This is a genomic window from Paenibacillus oryziterrae (assembly GCF_042610485.1).
Taxonomy (GTDB): Bacteria; Bacillota; Bacilli; order Paenibacillales; family Paenibacillaceae; genus Paenibacillus_AQ.
This window is the reverse complement of record NZ_JBGJZO010000008.1, coordinates 1-25,282: the sequence shown is the minus strand read 5'-3', so window position 1 is coordinate 25,282 and position 25,282 is coordinate 1. Positions and strand designations below refer to the sequence as shown.

18 protein-coding genes and 11 tRNA genes are annotated in these 25,282 nt (G+C 46.6%); 7 read left to right on the top strand and 22 right to left on the bottom strand.

Annotated elements, in window-relative coordinates:
- Positions 1 to 7: 7 nt before the first annotated feature.
- The gene (locus tag ACAN55_RS10940) at positions 8 to 1,822 is read left to right on the top strand and encodes a cache domain-containing sensor histidine kinase (protein WP_379132030.1); all 1,815 of its coding nucleotides are present in this window, start codon (positions 8 to 10) and stop codon (positions 1,820 to 1,822) included.
- Positions 1,823 to 1,853: 31 nt separating this feature from the next.
- The gene (locus tag ACAN55_RS10935; protein WP_379132028.1) at positions 1,854 to 3,350 is read left to right on the top strand and encodes a response regulator; all 1,497 of its coding nucleotides are present in this window, start codon (positions 1,854 to 1,856) and stop codon (positions 3,348 to 3,350) included.
- On the opposite strand, the gene ACAN55_RS10930 is transcribed toward ACAN55_RS10935, so the two are convergent.
- The 8 genes from ACAN55_RS10930 to ACAN55_RS10895 form a co-directional block, all read right to left on the bottom strand.
- Positions 3,343 to 5,031: a SpoIIE family protein phosphatase gene (locus ACAN55_RS10930; protein WP_379132025.1), complete on the bottom strand. Its 1,689-nt coding sequence runs from the start codon at positions 5,029 to 5,031 to the stop codon at positions 3,343 to 3,345. The two genes, ACAN55_RS10935 and ACAN55_RS10930, sit on opposite strands and share 8 nt — an antisense overlap.
- A gap of 64 nt (positions 5,032 to 5,095) precedes the next feature.
- Positions 5,096 to 5,506, bottom strand: a complete 411-nt coding sequence (locus tag ACAN55_RS10925) for an ATP-binding protein (protein WP_379132023.1) — start codon at positions 5,504 to 5,506, stop codon at positions 5,096 to 5,098.
- Complete coding sequence (locus ACAN55_RS10920; protein ID WP_379132018.1) at positions 5,503 to 5,844, bottom strand: STAS domain-containing protein; 342 nt, start codon at positions 5,842 to 5,844, stop codon at positions 5,503 to 5,505. Before ACAN55_RS10920 ends, ACAN55_RS10925 begins: the two co-directional genes overlap by 4 nt.
- Before the next feature lie 4 nt (positions 5,845 to 5,848).
- On the bottom strand, positions 5,849 to 8,398 hold the full coding sequence (locus ACAN55_RS10915; RefSeq protein ID WP_379132015.1) for a chemotaxis protein CheW: 2,550 nt from the start codon (positions 8,396 to 8,398) through the stop codon (positions 5,849 to 5,851).
- Positions 8,399 to 8,420: 22 nt separating this feature from the next.
- Positions 8,421 to 8,846 carry a chemotaxis protein CheW gene (locus ACAN55_RS10910; protein ID WP_379132010.1) on the bottom strand — a complete coding sequence of 142 codons (426 nt, stop codon included), beginning with the start codon at positions 8,844 to 8,846 and terminating at the stop codon, positions 8,421 to 8,423.
- A gap of 14 nt (positions 8,847 to 8,860) precedes the next feature.
- Positions 8,861 to 10,432, bottom strand: coding sequence for a methyl-accepting chemotaxis protein (locus ACAN55_RS10905; protein WP_379132008.1), 1,572 nt, complete (start codon positions 10,430 to 10,432; stop codon positions 8,861 to 8,863).
- 196 nt (positions 10,433 to 10,628) lie between these two features.
- Complete coding sequence (locus ACAN55_RS10900; protein WP_379132005.1) at positions 10,629 to 12,746, bottom strand: LuxR C-terminal-related transcriptional regulator; 2,118 nt, start codon at positions 12,744 to 12,746, stop codon at positions 10,629 to 10,631.
- A 148-nt stretch (positions 12,747 to 12,894) separates the two neighbouring features.
- Complete coding sequence (locus ACAN55_RS10895) at positions 12,895 to 14,106, bottom strand: chromate transporter (protein ID WP_379132002.1); 1,212 nt, start codon at positions 14,104 to 14,106, stop codon at positions 12,895 to 12,897.
- 223 nt (positions 14,107 to 14,329) lie between these two features.
- Here ACAN55_RS10895 and ACAN55_RS10890 point away from each other — a divergent pair, with 223 nt between their 5' ends.
- From ACAN55_RS10890 to ACAN55_RS10880, 3 genes are all read left to right on the top strand, one after another.
- Positions 14,330 to 15,082 carry a 3'-5' exonuclease gene (locus ACAN55_RS10890; RefSeq protein WP_379132000.1) on the top strand — a complete coding sequence of 251 codons (753 nt, stop codon included), beginning with the start codon at positions 14,330 to 14,332 and terminating at the stop codon, positions 15,080 to 15,082.
- 159 nt (positions 15,083 to 15,241) lie between these two features.
- Entirely contained in the window at positions 15,242 to 16,006 is a 765-nt protein-coding gene (locus ACAN55_RS10885) for a MerR family transcriptional regulator (RefSeq protein WP_379131998.1), read from the top strand.
- A gap of 220 nt (positions 16,007 to 16,226) precedes the next feature.
- Positions 16,227 to 17,108: a LysR family transcriptional regulator gene (locus ACAN55_RS10880; protein ID WP_379131995.1), complete on the top strand. Its 882-nt coding sequence runs from the start codon at positions 16,227 to 16,229 to the stop codon at positions 17,106 to 17,108.
- Here ACAN55_RS10880 and aroD read toward each other — a convergent pair.
- The 3 genes from aroD to ACAN55_RS10865 all read right to left on the bottom strand — a co-directional run bounded on the left by aroD (position 17,096) and on the right by ACAN55_RS10865 (position 19,909).
- Positions 17,096 to 17,860 carry a type I 3-dehydroquinate dehydratase gene (gene aroD, locus ACAN55_RS10875; RefSeq protein ID WP_379131992.1) on the bottom strand — a complete coding sequence of 255 codons (765 nt, stop codon included), beginning with the start codon at positions 17,858 to 17,860 and terminating at the stop codon, positions 17,096 to 17,098. The two genes, ACAN55_RS10880 and aroD, sit on opposite strands and share 13 nt — an antisense overlap.
- A 39-nt stretch (positions 17,861 to 17,899) precedes the next feature.
- Positions 17,900 to 18,814 carry a ribokinase gene (rbsK, locus tag ACAN55_RS10870; RefSeq protein WP_379132406.1) on the bottom strand — a complete coding sequence of 305 codons (915 nt, stop codon included), beginning with the start codon at positions 18,812 to 18,814 and terminating at the stop codon, positions 17,900 to 17,902.
- Positions 18,815 to 18,991: 177 nt separating this feature from the next.
- Positions 18,992 to 19,909, bottom strand: a complete 918-nt coding sequence (locus ACAN55_RS10865; RefSeq protein ID WP_379131990.1) for a copper amine oxidase N-terminal domain-containing protein — start codon at positions 19,907 to 19,909, stop codon at positions 18,992 to 18,994.
- A 346-nt stretch (positions 19,910 to 20,255) separates the two neighbouring features.
- Here ACAN55_RS10865 and glgP point away from each other — a divergent pair, with 346 nt between their 5' ends.
- Complete coding sequence (glgP, locus tag ACAN55_RS10860; protein ID WP_379131986.1) at positions 20,256 to 21,872, top strand: alpha-glucan family phosphorylase; 1,617 nt, start codon at positions 20,256 to 20,258, stop codon at positions 21,870 to 21,872.
- Between the two features lie 331 nt (positions 21,873 to 22,203).
- Positions 22,204 to 23,661, top strand: a complete 1,458-nt coding sequence (gene katA / locus ACAN55_RS10855) for a catalase KatA (protein ID WP_379131983.1) — start codon at positions 22,204 to 22,206, stop codon at positions 23,659 to 23,661.
- A 238-nt stretch (positions 23,662 to 23,899) separates the two neighbouring features.
- Here katA and ACAN55_RS10850 read toward each other — a convergent pair.
- The 11 genes from ACAN55_RS10850 to ACAN55_RS10800 form a co-directional block, all read right to left on the bottom strand.
- Positions 23,900 to 23,973, bottom strand: a tRNA-Gly gene (locus tag ACAN55_RS10850).
- A 12-nt stretch (positions 23,974 to 23,985) separates the two neighbouring features.
- Positions 23,986 to 24,059: transfer RNA gene (locus ACAN55_RS10845), tRNA-Pro, on the bottom strand.
- A 155-nt stretch (positions 24,060 to 24,214) separates the two neighbouring features.
- A tRNA-Arg gene (locus tag ACAN55_RS10840) sits at positions 24,215 to 24,291 on the bottom strand.
- A 10-nt stretch (positions 24,292 to 24,301) separates the two neighbouring features.
- Positions 24,302 to 24,376: transfer RNA gene (locus ACAN55_RS10835), tRNA-Gly, on the bottom strand.
- A gap of 6 nt (positions 24,377 to 24,382) precedes the next feature.
- Positions 24,383 to 24,466, bottom strand: a tRNA-Leu gene (locus tag ACAN55_RS10830).
- A 16-nt stretch (positions 24,467 to 24,482) separates the two neighbouring features.
- Positions 24,483 to 24,555, bottom strand: a tRNA-Lys gene (locus ACAN55_RS10825).
- 10 nt (positions 24,556 to 24,565) lie between these two features.
- Positions 24,566 to 24,640 (bottom strand) — tRNA-Gln (locus ACAN55_RS10820).
- 153 nt (positions 24,641 to 24,793) lie between these two features.
- Positions 24,794 to 24,871: transfer RNA gene (locus ACAN55_RS10815), tRNA-Asp, on the bottom strand.
- Positions 24,872 to 24,875: 4 nt separating this feature from the next.
- Positions 24,876 to 24,952: transfer RNA gene (locus ACAN55_RS10810), tRNA-Met, on the bottom strand.
- Between the two features lie 27 nt (positions 24,953 to 24,979).
- Positions 24,980 to 25,055, bottom strand: a tRNA-Val gene (locus ACAN55_RS10805).
- Positions 25,056 to 25,062: 7 nt separating this feature from the next.
- Positions 25,063 to 25,137 (bottom strand) — tRNA-Glu (locus tag ACAN55_RS10800).
- Between the last annotated feature and the right edge of the window lie 145 nt (positions 25,138 to 25,282).

Sequence of the window (25,282 nt, the reverse complement as noted above, 5' to 3'; positions counted from 1 at the left end):
TACAGCTATGATGTCATTCACCCGGAAGGTATTTCGCAGCATGTGGTTGTTCCTTGCCAATCTGCCGATGGAGCGTAAGCTGATCGTCATCTTCGTATTTCTGATCTCAATGCCGATCACTTACGTCACCTACCTCTCCTCCTCCTCCATGTTCAACTCCGCGCTGGTCAATACGACTGAACGCGCCGGCCAAATGACAACGAACGCTTCGGATACCATCGACCGTTATGTGGCTGATTTGAAGCGATACACAGCACTGCCCCTGTACAATACGGATGTGCAGTTCTATCTGGAGCAGGAGGGTACCGACTGGGAAAAGAATACGGGAATGGCGATGTTCCTGAGTTATCTGAGCCATACCAAAGACGAAGTCGTTGCCGTTTATCTTGTAGATAAATACGGCACTGTCTTTTATGATAAGAATCCGCCGATTAATCAATTATTCCCTGCGGAACGGCAGGCGAAATGGAAAGCTCTCAGTGAAGCGGCGGGTGTAGCTCCTGTCATTGAAGGCAGACATACCATCCGGGTTAATTCAAATGAGCATAAAGAAGTTTTTAGCATCATGCGTACTGTTTCTTCTGTTAGTACACTCCGGACGATAGGAATTATTAACTTTGATATCGACATTAAGCTATTCAAGGCCATTATCGATCCGGTGAATGCCGTTACCCAAGGGAACACGATAATAACAGATAGTACAGGCGTCCTCATGTATGCCGGGAATGACACACAGGGACAATTGGCCGAGAAGCAAGCCCGGAATACGCAACTTTTGCTGAAAAAGGCTACTAAGCCGGAAGGTCATTTCCAGATGGATTTGGACGGCCAGAAATACTTGAGCGTTTATACTGTCTCCAAAGAGACCGGCTGGACAACAATGGTTACCATTCCGCTGTCACGAATTCTGTCGCCTGTACAGAAGAACCGTAACACTGTGGTTCTGACCACACTGCTGATTATCTTGTTCGCCCTGATTGTGGCCACCGTCATCTCCCATGCCTTAACCAAACCGCTGAAGTCCCTTGTCCGGCTAATGAAGCAGGTACAGCATGGTAATTTGGACGTCTGGGTCCATCCGAAATATAATGATGAGATTGGAATGCTTGGCAGTCATTTCAACCGGATGATTATCCGTGTCAAAGATCTGCTGAACGAAGTATCGGTCACCGAGAAACGTAAGCAAAAGGCGGATATGCGGGCACTGCAGAATCAGATTAATCCACATTTTATATACAACACGCTGGAGTCCATCCGCATGCTGGCGGAGAGCAACGATGATCCGCGGGTTGCTAAGCTGACGTATTTACTGGGACAACAAATGCGCTACAGCATCGTCCGTAGCGAGGAAGCTGTTACGATCCGTCATGAGCTGGATCATGTAAGGAATTATTTTCACCTGCTTCAAATCCGCTTTCCTGATAAATTCAACCTGAACATTGATGTTCCTGAAGCCTTTCTGGACCTTCCTATCATTAAGCTGGTGTTCCAACCGATTGTGGAGAATGCGGTGTTCCATGGACTGGATCAGAAAGAAGGGCTTGGAACGTTGTCTATCACCGCTTGGGGAGAAGACGATAATGCCGTGTTTTGCATTGAGGATGATGGGGTTGGAATGAATGAGCATACATTAAAGGCATTGAATAGCAGCCTAACGGATGGATCTGCCGGAGAAAAGTTCGGGATCGGCCTGAGAAATGTGAATGAACGGATTCGCCTGCATTACGGGAATGCCTTCGGACTTCGCGTTCAGAGTGAACCGGGACAGGGAACCCGTGTCACCTTACGAATTGAACTCTTTTCTGAGAGGAACTGTGAATAACCTAAGCTTGCAAAGAAAGGGGAGATCTCATTTGCTGCGAATAGTGATTGTAGATGATGAAGTTCTGATTCGCGAGGGCCTGGCCCGCATGATTAGTAAAGAAAGCAGCAATTTTCAGATCGTAGGCACCTATCCCGACGGGAAGCAGGTGCTTGAAGAGCTGTCTGCCCTCCAGTTCGAAGTCGTTATTACGGACATCCGTATGCCGCAGATTGATGGGCTTGAACTAATCAAGCAGCTTAAAGTCAGCCATCCGCAGATTCGTTCGATCCTGATGAGCGGATTTGTTGAGTTTGATTATGCCAGGGAAGCGATCCGCAGCTCAGCGGTGGACTATCTGCTCAAGCCGATCAACAAAGAGCAGTTGTTCGAATTGCTGCATCGTTTGGAGAATGAACGCAGAATGCAATGCGAGAAGGAAGAACGCCAGAGATCCGGACTGCTGCTGTCGCTGCTTCATATCGATGAGCCCTCACCTGCTCTGCTTACCTCCCTTACTTTGCCCCAGCCTTATTATTCGATGTTTGCCCTTAAAGGGAGCAGCTACGAAGCGGTCTGTGCGGCTACAGACAGTCTGCGGCAAGAAAAGGATTCCGTGTTCGACCATTTGGAGTTGTTTCCGGGGCTTCATCTTTGTATCTGTTATTCAGAGGTACCTCACACCCGGGGGATGCTGCTTGAAAATGCAGATGCCCTTCGTTCCATCCCCCAAGGCTATGTTGTACACGCAGGCTCAAGCCGTTCTTATCAGGATGCCGCCAGAATCAGTAAGGCTTTTCTGGAAGCCAGGTTAGCCTGCGACGCCGGCATTTATAGTCCGGGCCAGATGCATTATGCCCATATTGAAGATATTAAGCTGCCGGAGACCGGTCCGGTGGAGCTGTTCATTCAACACCGGGAAGCTCTGATTCATGATTTACAAATCCTGAACGTACAGGCCATTATGGAGCGGATACACAACCTCTTCTGGACTCTTAAGTCACAGCAAGCCGATACGGAAGTGATACACCAGATCTGTCGTCTGATTATAGAAACCGCAGGCAAGGAAATTCAGGAGTTCGATGAAGTATACAGATTCCATACCGGCTCACGGCTGGAGGAGGAGATCCGTACCTCTATGAACTTTGATGCTACCCAGGAACATTTCGCATCCAGGCTCTATGCGGCCTTGAATCAATTCCGTTCACACCGCCTGGAGATGTCCGGTACTGCTGTTGAGACCATAAAACGCTGGATATCAGCGAATTACAATCAGCATGCAGAATTGAACACACTTGCAGGTATGGTATTTCTGACACCAAGCTACTTGAGCAAGCTGTTTAAGCAAGAGACCGGTCTCACCCTTACTGATTACATCATTGAAATCCGGATCCGGAAAGCCAAGCTGCTGCTTAAGAACTCTCCAGACTTAAAAATTCACGAAATCGGTTTCGAGGTTGGGTATTCCGATCCCGCTTATTTTAATAAACTCTTTAAGCGTGTCGTCGGTGTTACTCCTAACGAATATAAACGAATAGCGCTTATATGAGGTACTCCTGCGCCTTGGGAGGATTAACTTCTTCAGCTTTACGGTTAATATCCATGCAGAGCAGACAAATATCATCCTGATGGGCATTTTTATTCTCGCCGCTGAACATAAGGAGCTTGTCCATAAACTCCTCTTTGGAATCCGTACGGGACTGCAGCATCAAATTCCGCACTAGACCAAGCTGTTCCTGTAATAAGATCCCCGGAGTCTCAATCAGTCCATCTGTATACAGCAACAATCTTGCGGGGCCATCTATCCGTATAGTTTGCTTCTGGATGTTCATGTTTGGAATCAGACCTATCGGAATACAGGTTGATTCCAACGTCAGGATCTCCCCTAAATCATTCATATACAAACCACTCGGATGCCCTGCGTTAATATAGTCGATGGTGTTATTCTTCTTATCCACAATCACAGATATCGCCGTGAAAAAGAAATTGGCAGTCGATTTTGTCCCGCTAAACAGCTTATGCATATGACCATTCAGCTCCTGAATGACTTCAACGGGATCAGGACACGCTTGGATAATTCCTTTTAATAATGAACGAATCGACATGCAAATCAGGGATGAGGAGATCCCGTGTCCCATAACATCCATGATCAAAACCCCATATCGGTGCTCATCGATCGGATACCAGGCATACATGTCTCCCCCCAGTTGTTCTGAAGGGATGTAACGTGCATCTATGGAGAAGAATGGAGTTTGAACAGGCAGACTAAGCACACTTTTTTGTACTAATTTCGCCAATTCTAGATCAGCTTGCTTGCTCTGCTCAACCAGCTTCTTCTGTGTGATATCAAAAATGATTCCATTTACAACAGTAACTTCCCCCAAATCATTGACGGAAGGAAATAGGCGGCTCTCCACCCAGCGTATTTCACCACTCATATTGACAATGCGGTATTCCAGATTATTAAAGTACTTAACACCTTGGGAGACGTCTTCCAGCCTTTTCACAGTTGCTTCTCTGTCCTCATAATAGATCCACTTGTGCCATAAATCCTGATTCTTGAAATATTCCTCCGGCGTATACCCGGACAGCTTCTTGCTCGCGGGTGAAAGAGTGACGACTTTATTCCTCCTCACATCCATGGACCACAACACAATATCAATCGTTTCAAATATATGTCTCATCTGTGTCTGCATTTCGTTCAGTTTATTCTGAACTTTTTCAAGCTCAGTTATATCTTTGGCAAATCCGATAACACCCTCGATCTGTCCTTCAACCATCAGCGCCACACTGGACAGATCAAAGGTGAGCAGTTTGCCGTCTTTATGCAATATTCTTGCTTTACTGGATGAAGAAGTTACCTTGCCATAGATGATATCGGAAAATGCCTGCATAATAGCAGATCTGTCTGCCGGAGCGATCAGGGACATAAATGATTGTCCGATAAGGGCATCTTCTTTGTAACCCAAACTTTCGATCAGGTTCGGACTTGCGGTATTGAACGTCCCATCGAGATTCACGACATAGATCCCCGCATTATTGTACCTGAATAGTGATTTGTACCGCTGTTCACTATCTATCAGCATTGATATATTGCTATCTTGCCGTTTGAACATTACAATCAGCGGAGTTAATATGAAACCTTGCGTGATAATATCCACTACAAACTCATACTTAAAGGCTTTATCTACGAATATTAAATTGTACAGATTCAGTACAAGTAGAATCATAATTATAAGAGCAAACTTTTTTCGGATAGCCCACTTCTTAAAAGAGACAGGAATCGTATTCATTTCAAGCTCCTCTGCTTTTACGCATTGAAAGTGTTACATAAGCCCCTGTCGGGATCAGCTTGACCTCATCCATAATTCCCTGAATAAGTACAAGCCCTCTTCCACGTGATGTTCCTTTGATGGGATTTGGGAGATCATGCTGCAACTCGTAAGCCTCTCCATTCTGTCGAACCGTTATTTCTATAACCTCTGACTCAACCACCCAGCTTACAATAAACTCGCAATTTCCTATGGGACAACCGTGCTCAAAGGCATTCATACACGCTTCCTCTGTAACCAGCTGGAGAAGAACGGAAGTTCTTTCTGAGAATCCTGCTGTTTCCGCAATTTTGCGCGTAGTCTCCATAGCAAGCACGATATCGTCACTGCCGTGTACAATTAAAGTCTCTCTAGGAGTCGGGTTTATACTCATCCATTTTCACCTTGGAAATAAGCATAAGCATCTTCGATATCCATGAATATTTTCATAAAGGTACTGAAATGAACGATTTGGAAGATTTCATCAACTGTCGGCTGAATATCGGCAAGAACCAGTTCCTTGTCCATCCTCCCTGAAGCCAGAACCGCATCAGCGATCACCCCAAGTGCAGCACTGTTCAAATAGGAAACACCCGATAGCTTGAGAAGAAGCTTTCTTTTGTCACTTTCGAGCAACGTACGAACTGTCGCGCGGAATTCATCCACATTCTTTAAAGTCACATCTTTGTCCCAGCTTAATAAAAAGACATTGTCCTGCACCGAATTCGTCATTGGATTAGCCCGCCTCTTTCTTCTTAGTTTGTTCTAAATTCAACAGTTTCTCTAGATTGAGCAGATGAATAAATTCGTTATCCTTCTTATAAATAGCCTCTAAGTAATCTGAGTTCCGCAGCACATGATCAGGAGCCTCTTCCAGATCAGCTTGGGACAGCCGGCTGACTTTAGAAACCTTATCAACGATGAGGCCCACTTCGTGTCCGGATACTTCGCAGATCATAATTCGTGAATCAGAGCTGCGGTCTATGACATCTATACCTAATCTAAACCTCAAATCATAAACAGGCAATAATATTTCACGCAGATTAATCATACCCAGCACATGTACTGGCGCTGAAACCAGCGGATGAATCTCTGGTACAGGAACGATTTCCTTCATTTTGCTAATTGGTATTCCAAAATCAATACCTGCCAACCCAAAGGTAACATACTTCTCATTTCTGGAGTCGAGCTGTGAAACCTCAGTGTAATCCAGCACTTTTTTATCGTAAGTGCCTGCTTCGCGGACAACGGATCCGATATCCAGTATATGTGCAACGTGGCCATCCCCAAGGATCGTTGAACCGGCAATGTATGGAACACTTCCAATATAATTCCCTAGAGATTTGATCACAATTTCCTGGTTTCCGATGGTCTGATTGACGACCAGACAGATTCGTTTATCAGCCAGTCCGACGATGACAACAAACAAATGTTCATTTCCATGTCCCTCGCCCTCCTGAATCCCCAGCTTCTTGTGAAGACGGACAAGCGGCAGTACTTGGCCACGGAACATGCATACTTCTCTTCCCTGTACCAACCGGATATCATTATTCTTGATTCTAAAGATCTCAATCACATTTACAAGTGGGATAGCATAAGTGCTTGTACCAAATTTAACCAGCAAGGAACGAATAATGGCCAATGTCAAAGGTACCTTGATTGTAAAAACCGTTCCTTCATTCTTGGTGGTTTCAATATCCATAACACCATTCAGCTTCTCAATGTGCGACTTCACAATATCCATTCCAACACCCCGTCCAGATAAGTCTGTTACCTGGTTCGCCGTTGAAACTCCTGAACGGAATATGAGGAAGATAAGTTCCTTCTCCGTCATCGCTGCCGCTTCTTCTTCTGTTACAAAGCCTTTCCGGATCGCCATGGCCTTCACCTTGTCCACATCGATACCTCTTCCGTCATCAGCAACCGTAATGACTATCATGTTCCCTTGATGGCTGGCTCTTAAGACAATGGTACCTTTGCGCGGCTTACCCATTTGAATACGCTCTTCAGGCAGCTCTATACCATGATCCGCTGAGTTACGCAGAATATGAATTAGCGGATCGCTAATCTCCTCTATCAGTGTACGGTCTAGTTCGGTCTCTCTTCCTTCCACGATAAGTTCAATCTCTTTGTTCGACTTATGCGCCAGGTCACGGACCATCCGCGGGAACCTGCCGAACAAATGCTCAATCGGCAACATTCTCGTCTTCATCATACCTTCCTGCAGATCCGTAACAACTGCACCCAAATGATTGGCAATATCGTTAAGGAGCATGACCTCCGGATTATTCCTGAACTGTTCGTTTAATTTGGTGCAAGTGCTGCTAAGTCTTGTCCGGTCAATAATCAGTTCGCCTACTAAATTGAGCAGGCTCTCCAGACGCTCCACGTCAACCCGAACCGTCTGGGTAACCTGTACCTTACTCTCGGATATGCTAATCTCTTTAACTATGGTTTGATCTTTTGTCGAAGCTTCTACCACTTGAACTTCTTTCCCTGCCACAAAGGTATGCAAGTTCTGCTTCGTAATCGACTCAATGTGCACCGAATGGATTTGGGAGATTTGATTCAAACTGCTAATAATCGCATCTCTGTTCTCTTTCGTAATCAGAATATATACCAGGGTGCCTGAGAATTCTGTATCGGTCTCCAGCAATTTCAGCTCAGGATAACAGACAACAACTTCCCCTTGTTCCATCAAATTGATCTCAATCAGCTTTGCACGTACGAACTTCATGGACTCTTCCTGTGACAGATGAATATATATCGCCATCACTTCAGAGCCACCACATAAAGCTTGCTGAATTTGTTCCTTCTGAGCCTCATCAAAAATTACGTGCAGGGCAGACGTTTCCTTTTTTTCTATGCCAGCATTGATCTCAGCAGTAGTACCTACTGCCTGACTCCGGATTTCATCCAGCCGTATCAACAGGGTAGAAGTCTCCCCCTCAGCCATATTTCCAGCCAAGAAGGATTGACGAAGCTGCTTAATATAATCAATACAATCGAATAAAATATTTAACAGATCCGAAGTCACTTCAAGCTGCCCGTTACGGATTAAATCAAACACGCTCTCCATCTGATGTGTGAGTTTGTTCAGCTTCTCAAAGCCCATTACTGCCGAAGAACCTTTGAGGGTATGCGCTGCACGAAAAATCGTCTGGATCGTATCATTCTTGCTTCCGTCATTCTCCAGCACTAACAAAGATTCATCCAAACATTGTAACTGCTCATCCATTTCATCAAGAAAAACGCCCAAATAAGTAGAGTTATGAAAATCATTCATCCCAAAATTACCTCCTCTCCTGCTATCCTTCACCAAACAAACGATCTATGCTTAAAATGCCCACCAGCCCATCATTCCCTTGGGCAATGCCATCCATAAATTGAATACCATAAGCTTCATTGGCATCCAGCGGCGGCTGGATCTCTTGGAATGAAGTCACTTTCTCAACAGCATCCACAATGATACCTGTGGCTTCATTCTCATACCGTACAATAACAATCCGTGACAGGCTGCCAATGGGCGTTTCAGGGATACCAAATCTTTTGCACATGCTTACAACAGGAACAATCTTCCCCCGTAAGTTAATGACCCCTTGAATGTAGGGCCTGCTATTCGGCACATCTGTGATATGCTCCATTTTAATAATCTCATTTACATCTCGAATGTTAAAAGCATGACGTTCACTTCCAAGCCGGGAGACAATATACTGCTCAGTGACTGCTGACAATGTCATCACTCCCCTTATATCTTAAATGCGGACACAGAGGCATTCAATTCATCAGCTAATTCCGCCAGCATTTGTGAAGATGACGCTGTTTGTTCAGCCGCAGCGGCTGCTTCCTGGCTTCCTGAAGCTATTGATTCAATAGAGAGAAGCACTTCATTGGATTGTGCAGATTGTTCTTCGCAGGCTGCAGCAATACTGGTAATTTGTTGGGAGGTTTCATCCACACGAGCAACGATTCCTTCAATTAATCGCTCTGTTTTATCAGATAACGAAGATGCTTCCATCACTGCTTGAACACTGGATACTGTATTCTGCTGCATTCCCCGTATAATATGAGCGATTTGCTTAGTAGCCTCACCGCTACGTTCTGCAAGCTTGCGGACTTCATCTGCGACTACCGCAAAACCGCGTCCTTGCTCTCCGGCACGTGCAGCTTCAATTGCAGCATTTAAGGCCAACAGATTTGTTTGTTCAGCAATCTCGTCAATAACCTCGATAATTTCGCCGATTTTTTGAGAATCCTGCTCCAGAAGCCCCATCTTCTCTGATAATTTACTCATTCCCAAGCTTGATTCTCTTACAGCCTTGCTACCTTCTTCCGCTCCTAGTCGTGTTTGAATGGACAATTCAGACACTTGTTCTGCATTTTTCGCCACTTCATCAATTCCACGGGCAAGGTCTTTCGTCAAATGATTGATGGTTTGAGCTGCTTCTGCCTGGGACTGGCTACTGCTGGCAATTTCCTCTGTTGTCGCTGATATTTCTTCGGAGGAAGCCGCAACGCTCTGAGCAGCCTCAATGGTTCCTCCGATTAATTTCCTTAAGCTAGCAACCATATCATTGACTGTTGCCGAAAGTTTACCAAATTCGTCTTTACTTTGAATATCCACAGTTTCTCTAAGATCACCACCGGCTACTTTTCCCATTAAGTACAGCAGCTTGTTAGCCGAACGTACAATTCCTTGTGAGATAAAGAAGGCTAGCAGAATTGCCGCAGCAGCAGCCGCTACAGCAACAATGATTATGGTTGTACTGCCCGATTTATAGCTGCTTAAAATATTATCTACATTATCACTTGCAGCTTGAACAACACCTTCTACCGACTGTTCCGATGCCTCAAGCGCTGCCTGCAAACTAGGCAATGCTTCCACCAGCACCGCATAACCATTGACAGTGTCGTTCTTAAGACCATACTCAATGGCTTTTGGAGCGAAGGTATTGTAGACATCTACATTTTCCTTTATTACAGTTAAGGTAGTCTTCTGCTCATCACTAAGTGCCAGCGTTTCATAGGCTTTCAAATTATCTGCAAGCTTCGATTGATCATCCTTGATGATCTGCTGGATCTTCACCATTTCAGTGTCATCGGTTTCAAGTATTACCTTCATCATATCTCCGCGGAGCTTATATAGGTCTGTACGTATGCTCTCCATATTAACGACTCCAGGAAGCCCATTATCTCGTACCTTCTCTGAATTGGATTTCATCTGCCCCATACGATCAATGGACAACCAGCTTATTGCCACAAGCATGGCCACGACAATCATGAAACTTCCCAATAATTTTGTCCGAATGTTTAATTTCAAGTGAAACACTCCCAGATTCTTATTTTGATAGCGCTAACACGATTATTTTCATCCTTATTATGGCAGTCGGTGGGTCGAATTGCCTATCACCACCTTGTCCTGATTTGAGGTATTTTGTCGATTCGATACAGGAACTTGTTCCTATATGAATGCATTTACGCACAAAAAAAAAGCGACGGCCCGCAGAAATGCGGTGCTATCGCTTTTGAACCGGATCGGTAACAGCTGCTTGGTACATCTTCGCAATCGCTTGTGCGCGGCCGCTAACCTCCAGCTTTTCGTAGATTTTGGTAATGTGATTCTTAACAGTATGAGAGCTGATGAAGAGTTTCTCTGAAATCTCAAGATTGTTCAGCCCCTGAAGAACAAGTTGCAGGATCTCTTCCTCACGGGGTGTTAGATGAAAGTGTCTTTCAAGCAGCGGTCTGGTTACCAGCTCCTTATGTGTCGAGATAAACAATTCAAAGGAGTGTTTCAAAGGCTCATCTATCACACAAGGGAGCGTTGTTAACCAATTCTTCTCTCCATGCTCATAATACCAGAGGACTATGCAGAAGATTTTCTCGGCTAATGTATGGTGTATTGTTTCTGAACTTTTAGTTCTGCTAATATCTCCAGATGTATAGCGCCGTAATTGCCGAAGCCAGACAACTGCGGGATTTTCTCCAATGGAGGATGAGAGCATATCGGGGTCGTATTCCAAGAGCAGTCCCGCCTGACCAATCCATTCCAGATCTTCAGCAGCTCCATTCACCTGCTTCAGGAACGCCTGGGCAAGCTCTTTAATCTTAACTGACTTATAGTACGCCTGCGGATTCCAGACCAGCAATGCCTGATGAAGCAAAGCGGCAGCATCTGAGCTTGAGAATGAGCTTGCTTGAGATTCAAGCTTAAGCCTAGTGATTACAATGGCATTCATTGCATTAAGCAGTGGCCTATTCTCCTTGTCTTTAACCTCTTCATTAATAGTGATACCCAGTATGCCATAAAGCTTGTGATCCAGAAGCAAGGGAACCTCCAGCATATTGATGCCATTCCATTTCCTTTGGGCAGGCTTATACATAAAGCTTAAACCTTGGTTTCCCTCTCCGAAATAGTTATTCTCCACATCAAGCGCATAAGCACTATATTGTTCTTCAGAGCTTCCGGAAGATGCGTACAGGGTTCTATTCTCTTCCCCCGGCCGTTTAAGCATCAGACAAATGAAGGATAGATTGAACGTTCGTTGCAGCGAGTCTATAAGATTTCGATAGAAGTTATCTTTGTCCTTAATTGCCAGAACACCCTGCGAGATATCCCTAAATACCTGCATACGGTTCTCTCGCCGTTCATTGTAGTCATCGTTTGCCAAAGTATTCAATTCAATAGCCAACTGGTTGGCTAACAAGGCTCCCAGATCCGCCTGCTCTTCTGAAAGCTCTTGTACTACGGAGTCTCCGGCGAATAATAACCCGAAGAATTGCTCCTTGTATTTGATGGGGTAGCATATAATAACCTTAGGTTCAATTCCTCTCTTGGTGAAAAAGGATACTCTGGGATCCCGATCCGACCTTTCCCAATAACTCATTTGTTTGGTAAGCCCCACCTGACCGAGTAACCCTTCTCCCTGAAAAAAGGACTCCCCCTGAAGCTTCCTATTGTGCTGAAATCCGACAGTTTCAATTATGGTATATTGTTCCTCTTTAGCTGATTGCCTGGCAAATCCGGCAAACTCCATTTTCATAATCCGGGTAAACACTCCTAGAATCCCTTGAAGCCAGCTTGGATCATGAGAATTCATTAAATACGTAAGGTTCAGAAGCTGAAGATGTTTCGCGCGCTCCCTTTTGTCTTCTTCGTTATCCAGAAGTTTCTCAATCATTTCTGCTAATTCCTCAAGTTGAACAATAACGGCAGACATTTTTTCCTGATGATAAGCAGGTGCAGCCTTCAAGGCATTCTTCCAGACAATCAGTTCGTCCAGCGTTAAATCTTCCGAAATTCTATCTTCGATAAGGCCTCTATTGCTATCCTCTACATAGACCCCGGCAACAATAAAATAACGCGTTCTCCCCTTGATTCTAACAGGCATAACGAGGAGCTTAAATCCAGTTGTTGTCTCATATACAATCAGCTTTTCGATATCCTTGACCTTGTCCATAATCTTCACAATGGAGTCTTCCACCGATTTATTATGGTACCCCAAAAGGAGGCTTGCAATCTCTGTAAGCCCCGAAGGTTGCGTCAAAGGGTTGCCCTCTAAATCCCGTATCATAATGGTGAGACCCGTTAAGGAAGAGTAGGCCTCCTGGAGACTTTGTAAAAGCTTAATCATTGTCGTTATCCCCATTCCAATATTTGGAAGTTTTATTCTATCTTTCGGACTATTTTTACACATTAAATATAACACGATGACGTCAGAAAAACATAGATAATTTTCCCTTTTTTTGGAATACAATATTTTACAGTAAATCTCGCATCTATTAACTAAACAACACCAGTCCTCCTGCCGCTCCAGCAATCACAATAACCCAGGGTGGAAGTTTCCAAAATACCAGCATAACAAATAAAATTGCAGCGAGTGCAAAATCCATAGGCTTCACAATCGACGTAGTCCACAAAGGATTATATAGTGCGGCCAACAGAATCCCCACAACAGCAGCATTTATACTGATAAGCGCGCCCTGAACCTTTGAATTTCGTCTCAGACCATTCCAGAAGGGGAGCACACCGACAATTAGCAGAAATGCCGGCAGGAAGATGGCCAGAATGGCCAGAACGGCTTCCCCCAATCCGCCTGTCATAGCCCCGAGATAGCCGGCGAACGTAAACAGCGGCCCTGGGACCGCTTGGGTTGCACCGTAACCAGCCAGAAAATCCTGCCGGCTTATCCAACCTGTAGGAACCAATTCCCGCTCCAACATCGGCAATACGACGTGTCCTCCCCCAAACACCAGTGCACCTGAACGGTAGAAACTGTCGAACATCGCAATCGACCGGCTACCATCCCATTGCCGCAGCAATGGCAGTCCGAGCAGAAGCGTAAAGAATACAATAAGAGCAATCACCGCATACGATTTTTTTATAACAAAGAAGAAGTCAGGAGATTCCTTCAAAGGCTCTTTTCGATATAACCATAAACCGACAATCCCTGCTGCTACAATAATAAGGGTCTGTGCATATACCGTCTGCCAGGATAGGGTAATGGCTGCGGCAATCACTGCAATTGTGACACGGCTGCGGTCCGGAGTAAGCCTCTGTCCCATTCCCAAGATCGCCTGCGCTACAATCGCTACCGCCACAATCTTCAGGCCATGAAGCCAGCCCGCATTCCCGATGTCAAAGCCTTGCAGCAGGAAGGCAAACGCAACTAAGGCGATAGCAGAAGGCAGTGTGAAACCTATCCAGGCAACTATTCCACCCAGCAGCCCTGCTCTGGCAATCCCGATGCCAATTCCAACCTGACTGCTAGCTGGTCCGGGGAGGAACTGGCATAAGGCTACGAGGTCAGCATAACTTTGTTCATCCATCCATTTCCGGCGGCGGATATATTCGTTATGAAAATAACCTAAATGAGCAATCGGTCCTCCAAAAGACGTTAACCCAAGTTTAGCTGATACACCTAGCACCTCGATAAGTGCAGCGAATTTCCTTTTTTGCGTGAGCTGTGGAGCGTTTGGCCGGATCTCTTCCATATCGTGGGCTACCTCTCTTCTACGCTTTTAAGAATTTTAGAATTTGAATTCATAGTAAGGGGTATGAATCTATACATTCAAGCCTTTTACAGAAAATTTACAATTCAACTTAAAAAAGTGGTTCTCTGACTTCGATTACCTGTCCTCCGTTTTTTTTGCTAAAATAGAAATGTCGGCGTGCAGCTTATTACCGCGCCAGTCAAGGAAAATGGAGGCAAGACCCGTGGATTATATTATTCTGGACATCGAATTCAATGGCCGCAAATTTGCAAGTGAGCACCCGATGGAGGTCATTGAGATTGGAGCTGTCCGGCTAGACGCTTCATTGCAGTATAAGGATGAGTTCTCTTCCTTAATCAAACCTATATATTTCTCGACCCTGAATTCTTTTATTAAGAAAAAGACCGGTATTCCCCAAGAGGAAATTGATGTCGCCCGCCGCTTTCCAAAGGTGATCACTGCGTTTATGGAATGGCTCGGCCTAAGCACGGACGGAGTGCTTCTGCTAACCTGGGGCGGCGAAGATATGAAGCGGATCATTCAGGATATACGGATGCACAAAATGGACGATTCCTACTGGATGGCCGCTACCTATTTCGATCTCCTGAAAGGTGTTCTGCGTGCGCGCAGCCTCACGAACGACATCAGCGTTGAAGCAGCGATGGCCTTGTTCGAGCTTGAGCCAAGCGGCTCTGCGCACCGTGCACTTGATGATGCGAAGATGACTGCGGAGATCTTCCGCGCGGTGTTCGATGAGCTGGACTTCAGCCGCTCCCAGCTCTACAAGGACCAGTTCTCCAATGCCAGAGAACGCAAGACCGTGAAAATTGCCATCAAGGCCATTACTGCACAGAAGGTCGTCCCTACCTGGGATCTGATAGCCGAGCATTACTTCCCGGATAAGACAGTGCTTGCAGACCCCCGGAAGCTTGCTGAGCTCCAGGAATATTTCGCTGCGCAGTTCACGAAGAAATAAATTCCTTCAACAATAACAACCTCTCTTTTATCTGAAAAAGCAGTTGACATTGCCGTTACGTCAAGGTGTACATTGATTTTGTAAGGAGTATCTTACACTTCATTTGGCGATTACAACCAGGATGGCATCCGCATAAGAATGGGCAGGAAGGTGTGCAATATGGAATATACAGTGCAGAAGCTGGGAACTTTGGCAGGAATAAGTACGCGGACACTCCGGTATTATGATGAGTTTGGCATTCTCAACCCGGCGAGAATCAACTCTTCGGGGTACCGCATTTACGGTAAGGCCGAAGTGGACCGGCTGCAGCAGATTCTTTTTTACCGGGAACTGGGCCTCAGCCTGGAAGGGATTAAAGAAATTGTAACAGCTCCTACCTTTGATGGGGCCGCAGCACTGCGGGAACACCATGACAAACTGCTTCAGCGGAGAGATCAACTGGACGTTCTTATCGCTAACGTCGAGAAGACAATGGCACTAACGGAAGGGAGAATAGTTATGAGTGATAAGGAGAAATTCGCGGGCTTCAAGCAAAAGATGATTGACGATAATGAGCAAAAGTACGGGCGGGAAGCTCGTGAGAAATACGGGGACAGCGTCGTGGATAAATCGAACCAGAAGCTGAAACATATGACAGAAGAACAATATGCCGATATTCAGAAGCTGGAGAAGGACATGTTCGAGGCACTGCGGATCGGTATGGAGGAAGGCAATCCTGCCGGCGAAGCGGCGCAAAAGGCAGCCGATCTGCACCGCCAGTGGCTCAGCTTCTACTGGGATCAATACTCCAAGGAAGCACATGCAGGTGTTGCGCAGATGTATGTGGATGATGAACGTTTCACCGTCTACTATGATCAGCATCAGCCTGGTCTCGCCGCCTTCCTAAGGGATGCGGTACACATCTACACAGGGATGAAGGCGTAGGTTTCATCCTGATTGAGGCAATTATAGCGAAGCGGCAGCGGATCTTCCCGCTGCCGCTTTTTTTATTTAATGCAGGAACTCTTCCTGTATTTATCTTGCATTCATCACTTTGTGAATTTCTTCACATGATAAAAGACAAGCAAATGCTAATATGAATCTAATTCGTCCCTGAGTGATTCTTTATCAATTTCATCTATGTATTGAAGGAAGGTACGCTATCATGAATTTAAGGCATTTACAATATTTCCGGGTCATCGCCCAGATAGAGCACCTCACGCAAGCAGCGGTTAAGCTGTCCATTTCGCAGCCTAGTCTCAGCCATGCAATGTCCGAACTGGAAAAGGAGCTAGGCACACAACTCTTCGAGAAACAGGGCAGGAATATTCGCCTCACTAAATACGGCAGGCATTTCCTCGGATATGTGAACCGCGCACTGGACGAGCTTGATAACGGTGAACGGCAGCTTCGAGAGATGACAAGCCCCGGAACGGGTAAAATTGATTTGGCGTTTACCTACATGCTCGGCTCGCATTTTGCACCAGCCTTTGTACAGGCTTTCACGACGGACGATAATCACAAGAGTATATCCCTCTCCTTCCATCAAGGGAATGCCGGATCCATAATCCAGGGTCTGAAGAATGACAGCTTTGATCTTGCCTTCTGCCCGTATATGGATAATGAACCGGATATTGATTTCGTTCCGCTGATGGAAGAGGAGCTTGTGCTGATCGTGCCTTCAAACCACGAATTAGCCAAGTTTGACAGTATTGATCTAAAGGATGCGGCGGCGTATCCCATGGTTTGTTTCAATCAGACGAGCGGTCTGCGCCCGATGATAGACGATCTGTTCGATCAAGTAGATCTAGTCCCGAACATTGCCTGCGAAATCGAAGATGCCACCGGCATGGCCGGACTTGTAGCGGTTGGCTACGGCATCGGTATCATGCCCCGCATTGACATACTTGGGCATTTTGATATTAAGGCTTTAACTATTGCCCATCCGCATTACCAGCAATTTATCTGCCTCGCAAGCGTACGTAACCGCTATATGTCGCCAGCAGCACGAATGTTCCGGAACTTCGTTATCCATTACAAACCGTAATGCAGCAGGTTCAGCACCTTACGCAGCTCACCAGCATCGATCTGCCCGGGTGCGGACGGCTTGCCCGCGGAGCCGAAGGTAACTGCTGAGCCAAAAACCTCACCAGCCAGACGGCTGATAGCCCCCTCGCCTGACATGGACATCGTGATCAGCGGGCAGTCTGCATACTGCTCCTTCATCGTCAGCGTAGCATCCAGCAATGTTAATACATCGCTGGCATGTTTGGGCATTACAGCGATTTTTGGCAGATCAGCTCCAAGCTCCCGTGCTCTCCGCAGGCGTGCTACAAGCTCTTCCTTTGGCGGTGTGCCATTAAAATCATGGTTAGAGATCACAACCGGTACCATACAAGCATGTGCGGTAGCAACGATCTCGCTAATAACCTCATCTCCACTGAATAATTCCACATCAACCAGATCAGCCAGACCACTCTCTGCAGCAGCCTTGTTCAAGGCAGTGTAATAAGCCTCGCTGACCTGCTTCTGTCCACCTTCCTTCGCACTGCGGAAGGTGAAGAGGAGCGGCAGTTCCGGAAGAATAGATCTTATTGCTCCGAGTGCCTCCACAACAGCATCCATATCCTCTACTTGTTCATAGAAATCTACCCGCCACTCCACCAGATCCGGCAGAATGTCCTTGATGGCTTCAGCTTCCTGCTTCAGCTCCGAAAGTGTAACACCGGTTAACGGGACGCAAATCTTCGGCATCCCTTCTCCGATAACTACATTTCTTACGGTTACTGTGGCACTCATATATCTCCAGCTCCTTTGGCAATTATGTATGATACTGCGTCAAACACATTCAGTATTCTTGAGAAATTGCTCAACATCCGCCAGGCTTGGAAGTGATGGTATGGCTCCTTGCTTGCAGACTGCTAATGCCCCGGCCGCATTGGCGTAACGCACCGCCTCCTCAAGAGGTTGCCCGCCGGCCAGTTGCACGGCGAGAGCACCGTTAAAGGAATCACCGGCGGCAACAGTGTCCACAGCCTGTACTGGAAATCCCGGGACATGCATGACAGATTCACCGCTAACGATTAGCGCGCCTTGAGAGCCAAGGGTCACAATAACATGCTGCACTCCTTTGTGTATCAACGCGCGGGCTGCCAGCTCAGCTGTCTCCAGACTGTCTACTGCCATTCCAGACAATAATCCCGCCTCTGTCTCGTTCGGGGTTAAATACGTAACCTGACTTAACAACTGCTCGTTAAGTATTCTGGCCGGTGCCGGATTCAGGATAAGTGGAATACCGTTGCGGGACGCAATGGCTGCAACTGCTTCACACACTCCAAGTTCCATTTCAAGCTGTATTACCAGTAGCTTCGCCCCTCTGATCACGGACTCCAGTTCGAAGATGTCTTCCGCACTCAGCTCCATATTGGCTCCCGGCACGACAATGATCCTATTCTCTCCGTCCGCTTCCAAAATAATAGAGGCGATACCTGTCGCCAGAGTGCTGCTGGCTGAGATAGGGTCTATATTTATGCCTTCCTGCCGTAAGATCTCCCGCAGCTCACTGCCGAATGCGTCATTCCCGACTCTGCCGATCATCGTGACATGACCTCCTTGACGAGCTGCGGCCACGGCCTGATTGGCTCCCTTGCCCCCCGGAGACATATCAAACTGTTGTCCAAACAATGTCTCGCCGGGTCCCGGCACACGGCTTGTCCGGACAGCCATATCCATATTTAAACTTCCGACCACCACTATACCCAAACGAAGTCACCACCAACTATTTATTACTCTATATCTTATTGGCTTTAGCTCTGTTTATCAAACCATTTAAATGAATCCTTAGCAAAAAGGGAGATGGCATCAAATTCCATCCCCTTGGTTAATACTTCTGCCCCGGTCTAAGGCAGTACCCTATCTTTCAATCAAAGTCTATTCCTCGTAGACGACTACTGTCTGTGATTCCGGTTCCCATTGGACTGTAGTATTCAGACTTTGGCTTACAAAACGAACCGGCACCAGCGTACTACCGTTCACAACTGTAGGCGCTGCTTGAAGAGTTACGGCTTTGCCATTTACGAAAGCCGTCTTTTTATTAATAAACAGCTTCACAGTAACCCCGTCCTTGGTCAATGCAACGGAACGTTCCTTTTGATTCCAGACTACATCGGCATCAAGCGCCTCAGATACTACCTTGAAGGGTACCAATACAGATGTGCTTGTTTGTACCGGAGCAACAGTAGAAGTAATCTCTTCACCGTTAACGAACAGCTTAACACCTTCTACACCGAGCTTATCGTACAGCTCTCCGAGCTTTTTGTATGAATTAATATTCTTGACGTTCGCCAGAATTGCTTCTTTCTCCACGTAGACAGCATCCGTTACGCTTCCTCTTTCATGAAGCAAATCGGCAAGTGCATTTAAAGCCGCACTTCTATCCTTAATGGCTTCCAGTTTCGCTTTCATCTCAGGTGTAAGCTGTGTATTATACTTGGTCAACAAAAGATCGGCGATTACCGCACCGGCTGGCTTGTCCTTCACATTCTCGATCGCATGAAGGAGGCCTTTGTATCCGTTATGACCATTACCATAGACGGCATATGTAGCGGTTGTCACAGTAACCTTCGGCTTCTCATTTTTATCCTTAGGATTATATGTAGCCGATATTACAGTTACCTTCTCTTTTACTTCTTTTTCATTAGGCTTGGATGTTGCGGTAATGGGTTTAGCAGTTGTGGTTACTGGTTTCTTATCCGCCCCATTACTTTTTTCAGATTTTGCCCATGCCGAACCTGATACCAGGCTGACTGCCAGAATGCAGCTAGTAAGAATCATAATACCTTTTTTCATGTTCCCTTACCTCCTCATAGTTGTGTCTAACCATCCTATTGTCGGCTTTGCCTCTGAACATGTTTAGTGATTATAAGATATTCAGGAGATATAGCACAGTGGATGAATTGGAGCGCTACCAACGCCCTAGCCGCACAGACCTAAAAATAAAATCCGATCCCTGAATCTGACGTGGCCTTCCTGCAAAAACTAATATTATGCATTCATACAGGTTGTATGCTAGAATATAGCTGCAATCGCTTCCAACGGTGGTTGAGCACAGCTTTTTGAGCAAACGTTTGCATCTAAGATAATGCCGACAGTATTCCTGTATTGAATCTAAATTCGTGAGTGGGAGGCTTATCAAGTGAACGAGATAAAATTACCGACAGTTGCTTACTTCAGTATGGAGTACGGGCTTCATTCCGATTTCAAAATGTACGCCGGGGGTCTTGGTATCCTGGCCGGGGATTACATCAAGGGAGCCAAGGATATCGGTGCCCCGATTATTCCGATCGGCCTGAAATGGAAGCAAGGTTATACGGATCAAAAGATTGATGCGGACGGGCGTCCATATGACTCCTATCACAACTATGTATATGACTTCCTTGAGGATACCGGTGTAAAGGTTACCGTAAAGGTTCGTAAGGCTGATGTGGTCTGTAAAGTATGGAGAACAGAGCACTTCGGCAACAATCCTCTATATCTGCTGGATACCGATATCCCTGAGAACAACGATGCCTGGATTACAGGACAGCTCTACGGCTGGTTCGGTGAAGAGCGTATCGCACAGGAGATCGTTCTTGGTATCGGAGGCGTAAAAGCCATGCGGGCCCTCGAGATTCCTATTGATGTCTATCACTTCAATGAAGGACATGCCGCGCTGGCAGCTACTGAGCTGATCCGCGAGAAAATGTCGGGAGGCAGTACTTTTGAGGAAGCCTGGAAGGCCACCCGCGAGGAAGTCGTGTTCACTACACATACACCTATCAAAGAAGGCAATGAGACCCACCCGCTGGACCGCCTGGAATATATGAGTGCTTTCAATAGTCTGACCCGGGAGCAAATGGAACGGATCGGAGGCGAACCTTTTAATATGACGGTTGCCGGTCTTCGTCTATCCCGCATCTCCAACGGTGTTGCCCAGCTTCATGCCGACACGGCGAATAAAATGTGGAAAGAAGTGGCCGGGAGATCTTCCATTATCGGGATCACCAATGCGATTCATACGCCAACCTGGGTCGATGAACGCATCACCCGTGCTTTCGAGGATGGCAGTGATCTATGGGCCGTACATGCCGAAATCAAGGCGGAGCTGATCAGCTTCATTAAAGAACGCTCCTGCATAACCTTGAATCCGGATAATCTGCTAATCGGTTTCTCACGTAGGGCCGCTCCTTACAAGAGAAGTGACCTTTTATTCTCCCAGCCTGACATTATTGAGCCCTATCTGGAGAGCGGAAAAGTACAGATTGTCTTCTCCGGTAAAGCTCATCCGCTTGATGACAATGGGAAGAAGATTGTCAGCAATCTTGTAGCCATGATGAAAAAATATCCAAAAAGCGTTGTTTTCCTGGAAAATTACGATATGACCATTGGCGCACAGCTTACTCGCGGCTCCGATATTTGGCTCAACAATCCGCGCCGTCCGCTGGAAGCCAGTGGCACCTCCGGCATGAAGGCAGCTATGAACGGCGTGCTCAACTGTTCGATCCTGGATGGCTGGTGGCCTGAAGCTTGCATCGATGGTGAGAATGGCTGGCAGATCGGCGACGGATTCGAAACCACGGATTTCGAGGAGCTCGACCGTCATGATAGTGATGCGCTGTACGACACACTGCTGAACCGCGTTTTGCCAACCTTCTATGAGGACCGTGAGAAGTGGGTTCAAATGATGAAACGAAGCATTGAGACCACACGTACCGAATTCGCCACCAAACGTATGCTTGAAGAATATTTTCAGAAGATGTACATCAAAGCATAGCATACCCGCTATTCCTTCACTTGGCATCTATAGACACCTGCAGCCTCCGCTTATCGCGGAGGTTTTTTTATGCTTGCGGTTATAGTGACCCCTTCACTTATCGTACTTATAAAGCCATTTCCGCCGATGTGTTTCCCTCTATTCATTTCTAACCCAATACCACTAATATCAGTACCTTCGTTCGTTCTGAGCACTCCATACCATGCATACCATTAATAAAATAATTTTAATTAAAATTATTATAAAAAAGATTGCATTTTTTAATGAGAATCATTATCATAAATTTATACTTATTCTAAAATCAAATATCAAAAAAAGAGGTGGCTTATTAATGAGTTCCAACCAAAACAATCTGACAACAAGCTGGGGTGCTCCTGTAGGCGACAATCAGAACTCCATGACTGCAGGATCCCGTGGACCAACCTTGATCCAAGATGTGCATCTGCTGGAAAAGCTAGCGCACTTCAACAGAGAACGTGTGCCAGAGAGGGTCGTTCACGCCAAAGGTGCCGGAGCGCATGGTCATTTTGAGGTCACTCATGACATGTCCCAATATACGAAAGCCAGCTTTCTATCAGAGGCAGGTAAACGTACTCCGATGTTTATCCGTTTCTCCACCGTTGCCGGTGAGCTAGGTTCCGCAGATACTGTCCGCGATCCCCGCGGGTTTGCCGTTAAATTCTACACAGAAGAAGGCAACTATGATCTGGTTGGTAATAATACACCTGTATTCTTTATCCGTGACGCCATTAAATTTCCGGATTTTATTCATACACAGAAACGCCACCCTCAGACACACCTGAAGAACCCGAATGCCGTATGGGATTTCTGGTCATTGTCTCCCGAATCACTGCACCAAGTTAGCATACTTATGTCTGACCGCGGAATTCCAGCCACTTTCAGGCATATGCATGGTTTTGGAAGCCATACATTCAAATGGGTGAATGCAGAAGGCACCGCAGTCTGGGTGAAATACCACTTCAAGACAGAGCAGGGCATCCAAAACCTCGATGTGAAGCTAGCCTCCCAAATCGCTGGTGAGAACCCGGATTATCATACAGAGGATTTGTTCAATGCGATTGCTGCTGGAGATTTCCCAGCCTGGAGACTCTATGTACAGATTATGCCGCTTGAAGACGCGAACACCTACCGTTTCGATCCGTTTGATGTTACTAAGGTATGGTCGCAGAAAGATTATCCGCTGATTGAAGTCGGACGCATGGTGCTGGACCGCAATCCGGAGAATTATTTTGCCGAAGTCGAACAAGCCACCTTCTCCCCCGGTTCCTTCGTGCCTGGAATAGAGGCATCTCCTGATAAAATGCTTCAGGGCCGCCTATTTGCCTACTCTGACGCCCATCGATACCGCGTAGGAGCAAATCATAATAGCCTGCCAATTAACCGTCCACAAGCGGACGTGAACAACTATCAGCGAGATGGCGTAATGACCAGCGGCAACAACGGCGGCGGTTCAGTCTATTACGAGCCCAACAGCTTCGGTGGTCCTGCAGAGTCACAGCAGCATAAACCAGCTCCTTTTGAAGTGTCTGGCCTTGCCGAAAGTACGGCCTATGACCACAACGACCATTACACCCAACCCGGCGATCTATATCGTCTGCTCAGCGAAGATGAACGTACCCGTCTTGTACAAAATATCGTAGATGCCATGAGACCCGTGGAGAGAGATGAAATTAAAACCCGGCAGATCGGTCATTTCTACAAGGCTGATCCGGAGTTCGGCCATCGAATCGCAGAGGGGTTAGGATTGCCTGTCCCTCACAAAATATGAAACGTGAGCTACCTTTTAATAAACCATATCTCCTCAGAGTTCTAGCTGACGATTCAGCTAACGATAATCCACCGGGAACGATTCCAACGGGAGACTTGGCTAGCATCGTCACTTTTATAATGATCATTAAATAAGTATTTGCAAAAAAACAGGCTGCACCGAATTCACACGGTGCAGCCTGTTTGAAATGAACAAATAAAAAAACCTTTGAATCTCAAAGGTTTTGGATTGTTGTTATTGGAGCGGGTGATGGGAATCGAACCCACGCTATTAGCTTGGAAGGCTAAAGTTCTACCATTGAACTACACCCGCAAAGATATAAAATCGGGATGACACGATTTGAACATGCGACCCCCTGGTCCCAAACCAGGTGCTCTACCAAGCTGAGCTACATCCCGACAGAATAAAGTTATTTATAAAGTAATAATGGCGCGCCCTGAGAGATACGGCCGCTCACGCGTCCGATTGCGAAGTAGGACTATCGAAGCTGATGCTTCAACGAACTCCACTCATTCGAATCTTAAGGACACTTTGTATATTCAAGAAGTAATAATGGCGCGCCCTGAGAGATTCGAACTCCCGACCTTTTGATTCGTAGTCAAACGCTCTATCCAGCTGAGCTAAGGGCGCAAAATCTATATGGAGCGGACGACGGGAATCGAACCCGCGACCCTCGCCTTGGCAAGGCGATGCTCTACCGCTGAGCCACGTCCGCAAAACATGGTGCGCGTGAAGGGACTTGAACCCCCACGTCGTGAAACGCCAGATCCTAAGTCTGGTGCGTCTGCCATTCCGCCACACGCGCATGAAACTGATAAAAGTGAGCCATGAAGGACTCGAACCTTCGACACCCTGATTAAAAGTCAGGTGCTCTACCAACTGAGCTAATGGCTCGCAATAAAAATGGCTGGGGATATAGGATTTGAACCTATGCATGACGGAGTCAAAGTCCGTTGCCTTACCGCTTGGCTAATCCCCAACAATAATAATCTACTATTGGCGGAACCCACGGGATCCTCAAAATAATGGCGGAACCGACGGGATACTCTCCGCTCCGCTCCGAGATTGCGATGCAGCTCTGTCGAAGCTTATGCTCCAACGAACCTTGTTCTCATCCCTGAAGATAAATCAATGGCGGAACCGACGGGATTCGAACCCGCGATCTCCTGCGTGACAGGCAGGCATGTTAGGCCAACTACACCACGGTTCCAAATTGGTTGCGGGGGCAGGATTTGAACCTGCGGCCTTCGGGTTATGAGCCCGACGAGCTACCGGGCTGCTCCACCCCGCGTCAGTAAAATACATCTATAAACTTATATGGTGGAGGCTGAGGGGTTCGAACCCCCGACCCTCTGCTTGTAAGGCAGATGCTCTCCCAGCTGAGCTAAGCCTCCGTAATTATGGTGACCCGTAGGGGATTCGAACCCCTGTTACCTCCGTGAAAGGGAGGTGTCTTAACCCCTTGACCAACGGGCCATGCAGCTTAAACATACGATAACAGCTTACTAAAGTAATAACACTTATGTAAGAAAGTACAGCAACGGAGAGAGAGGGATTCGAACCCTCGAGACGCTTGTGACGCCTACACGATTTCCAATCGTGCTCCTTCGGCCAAACTCGG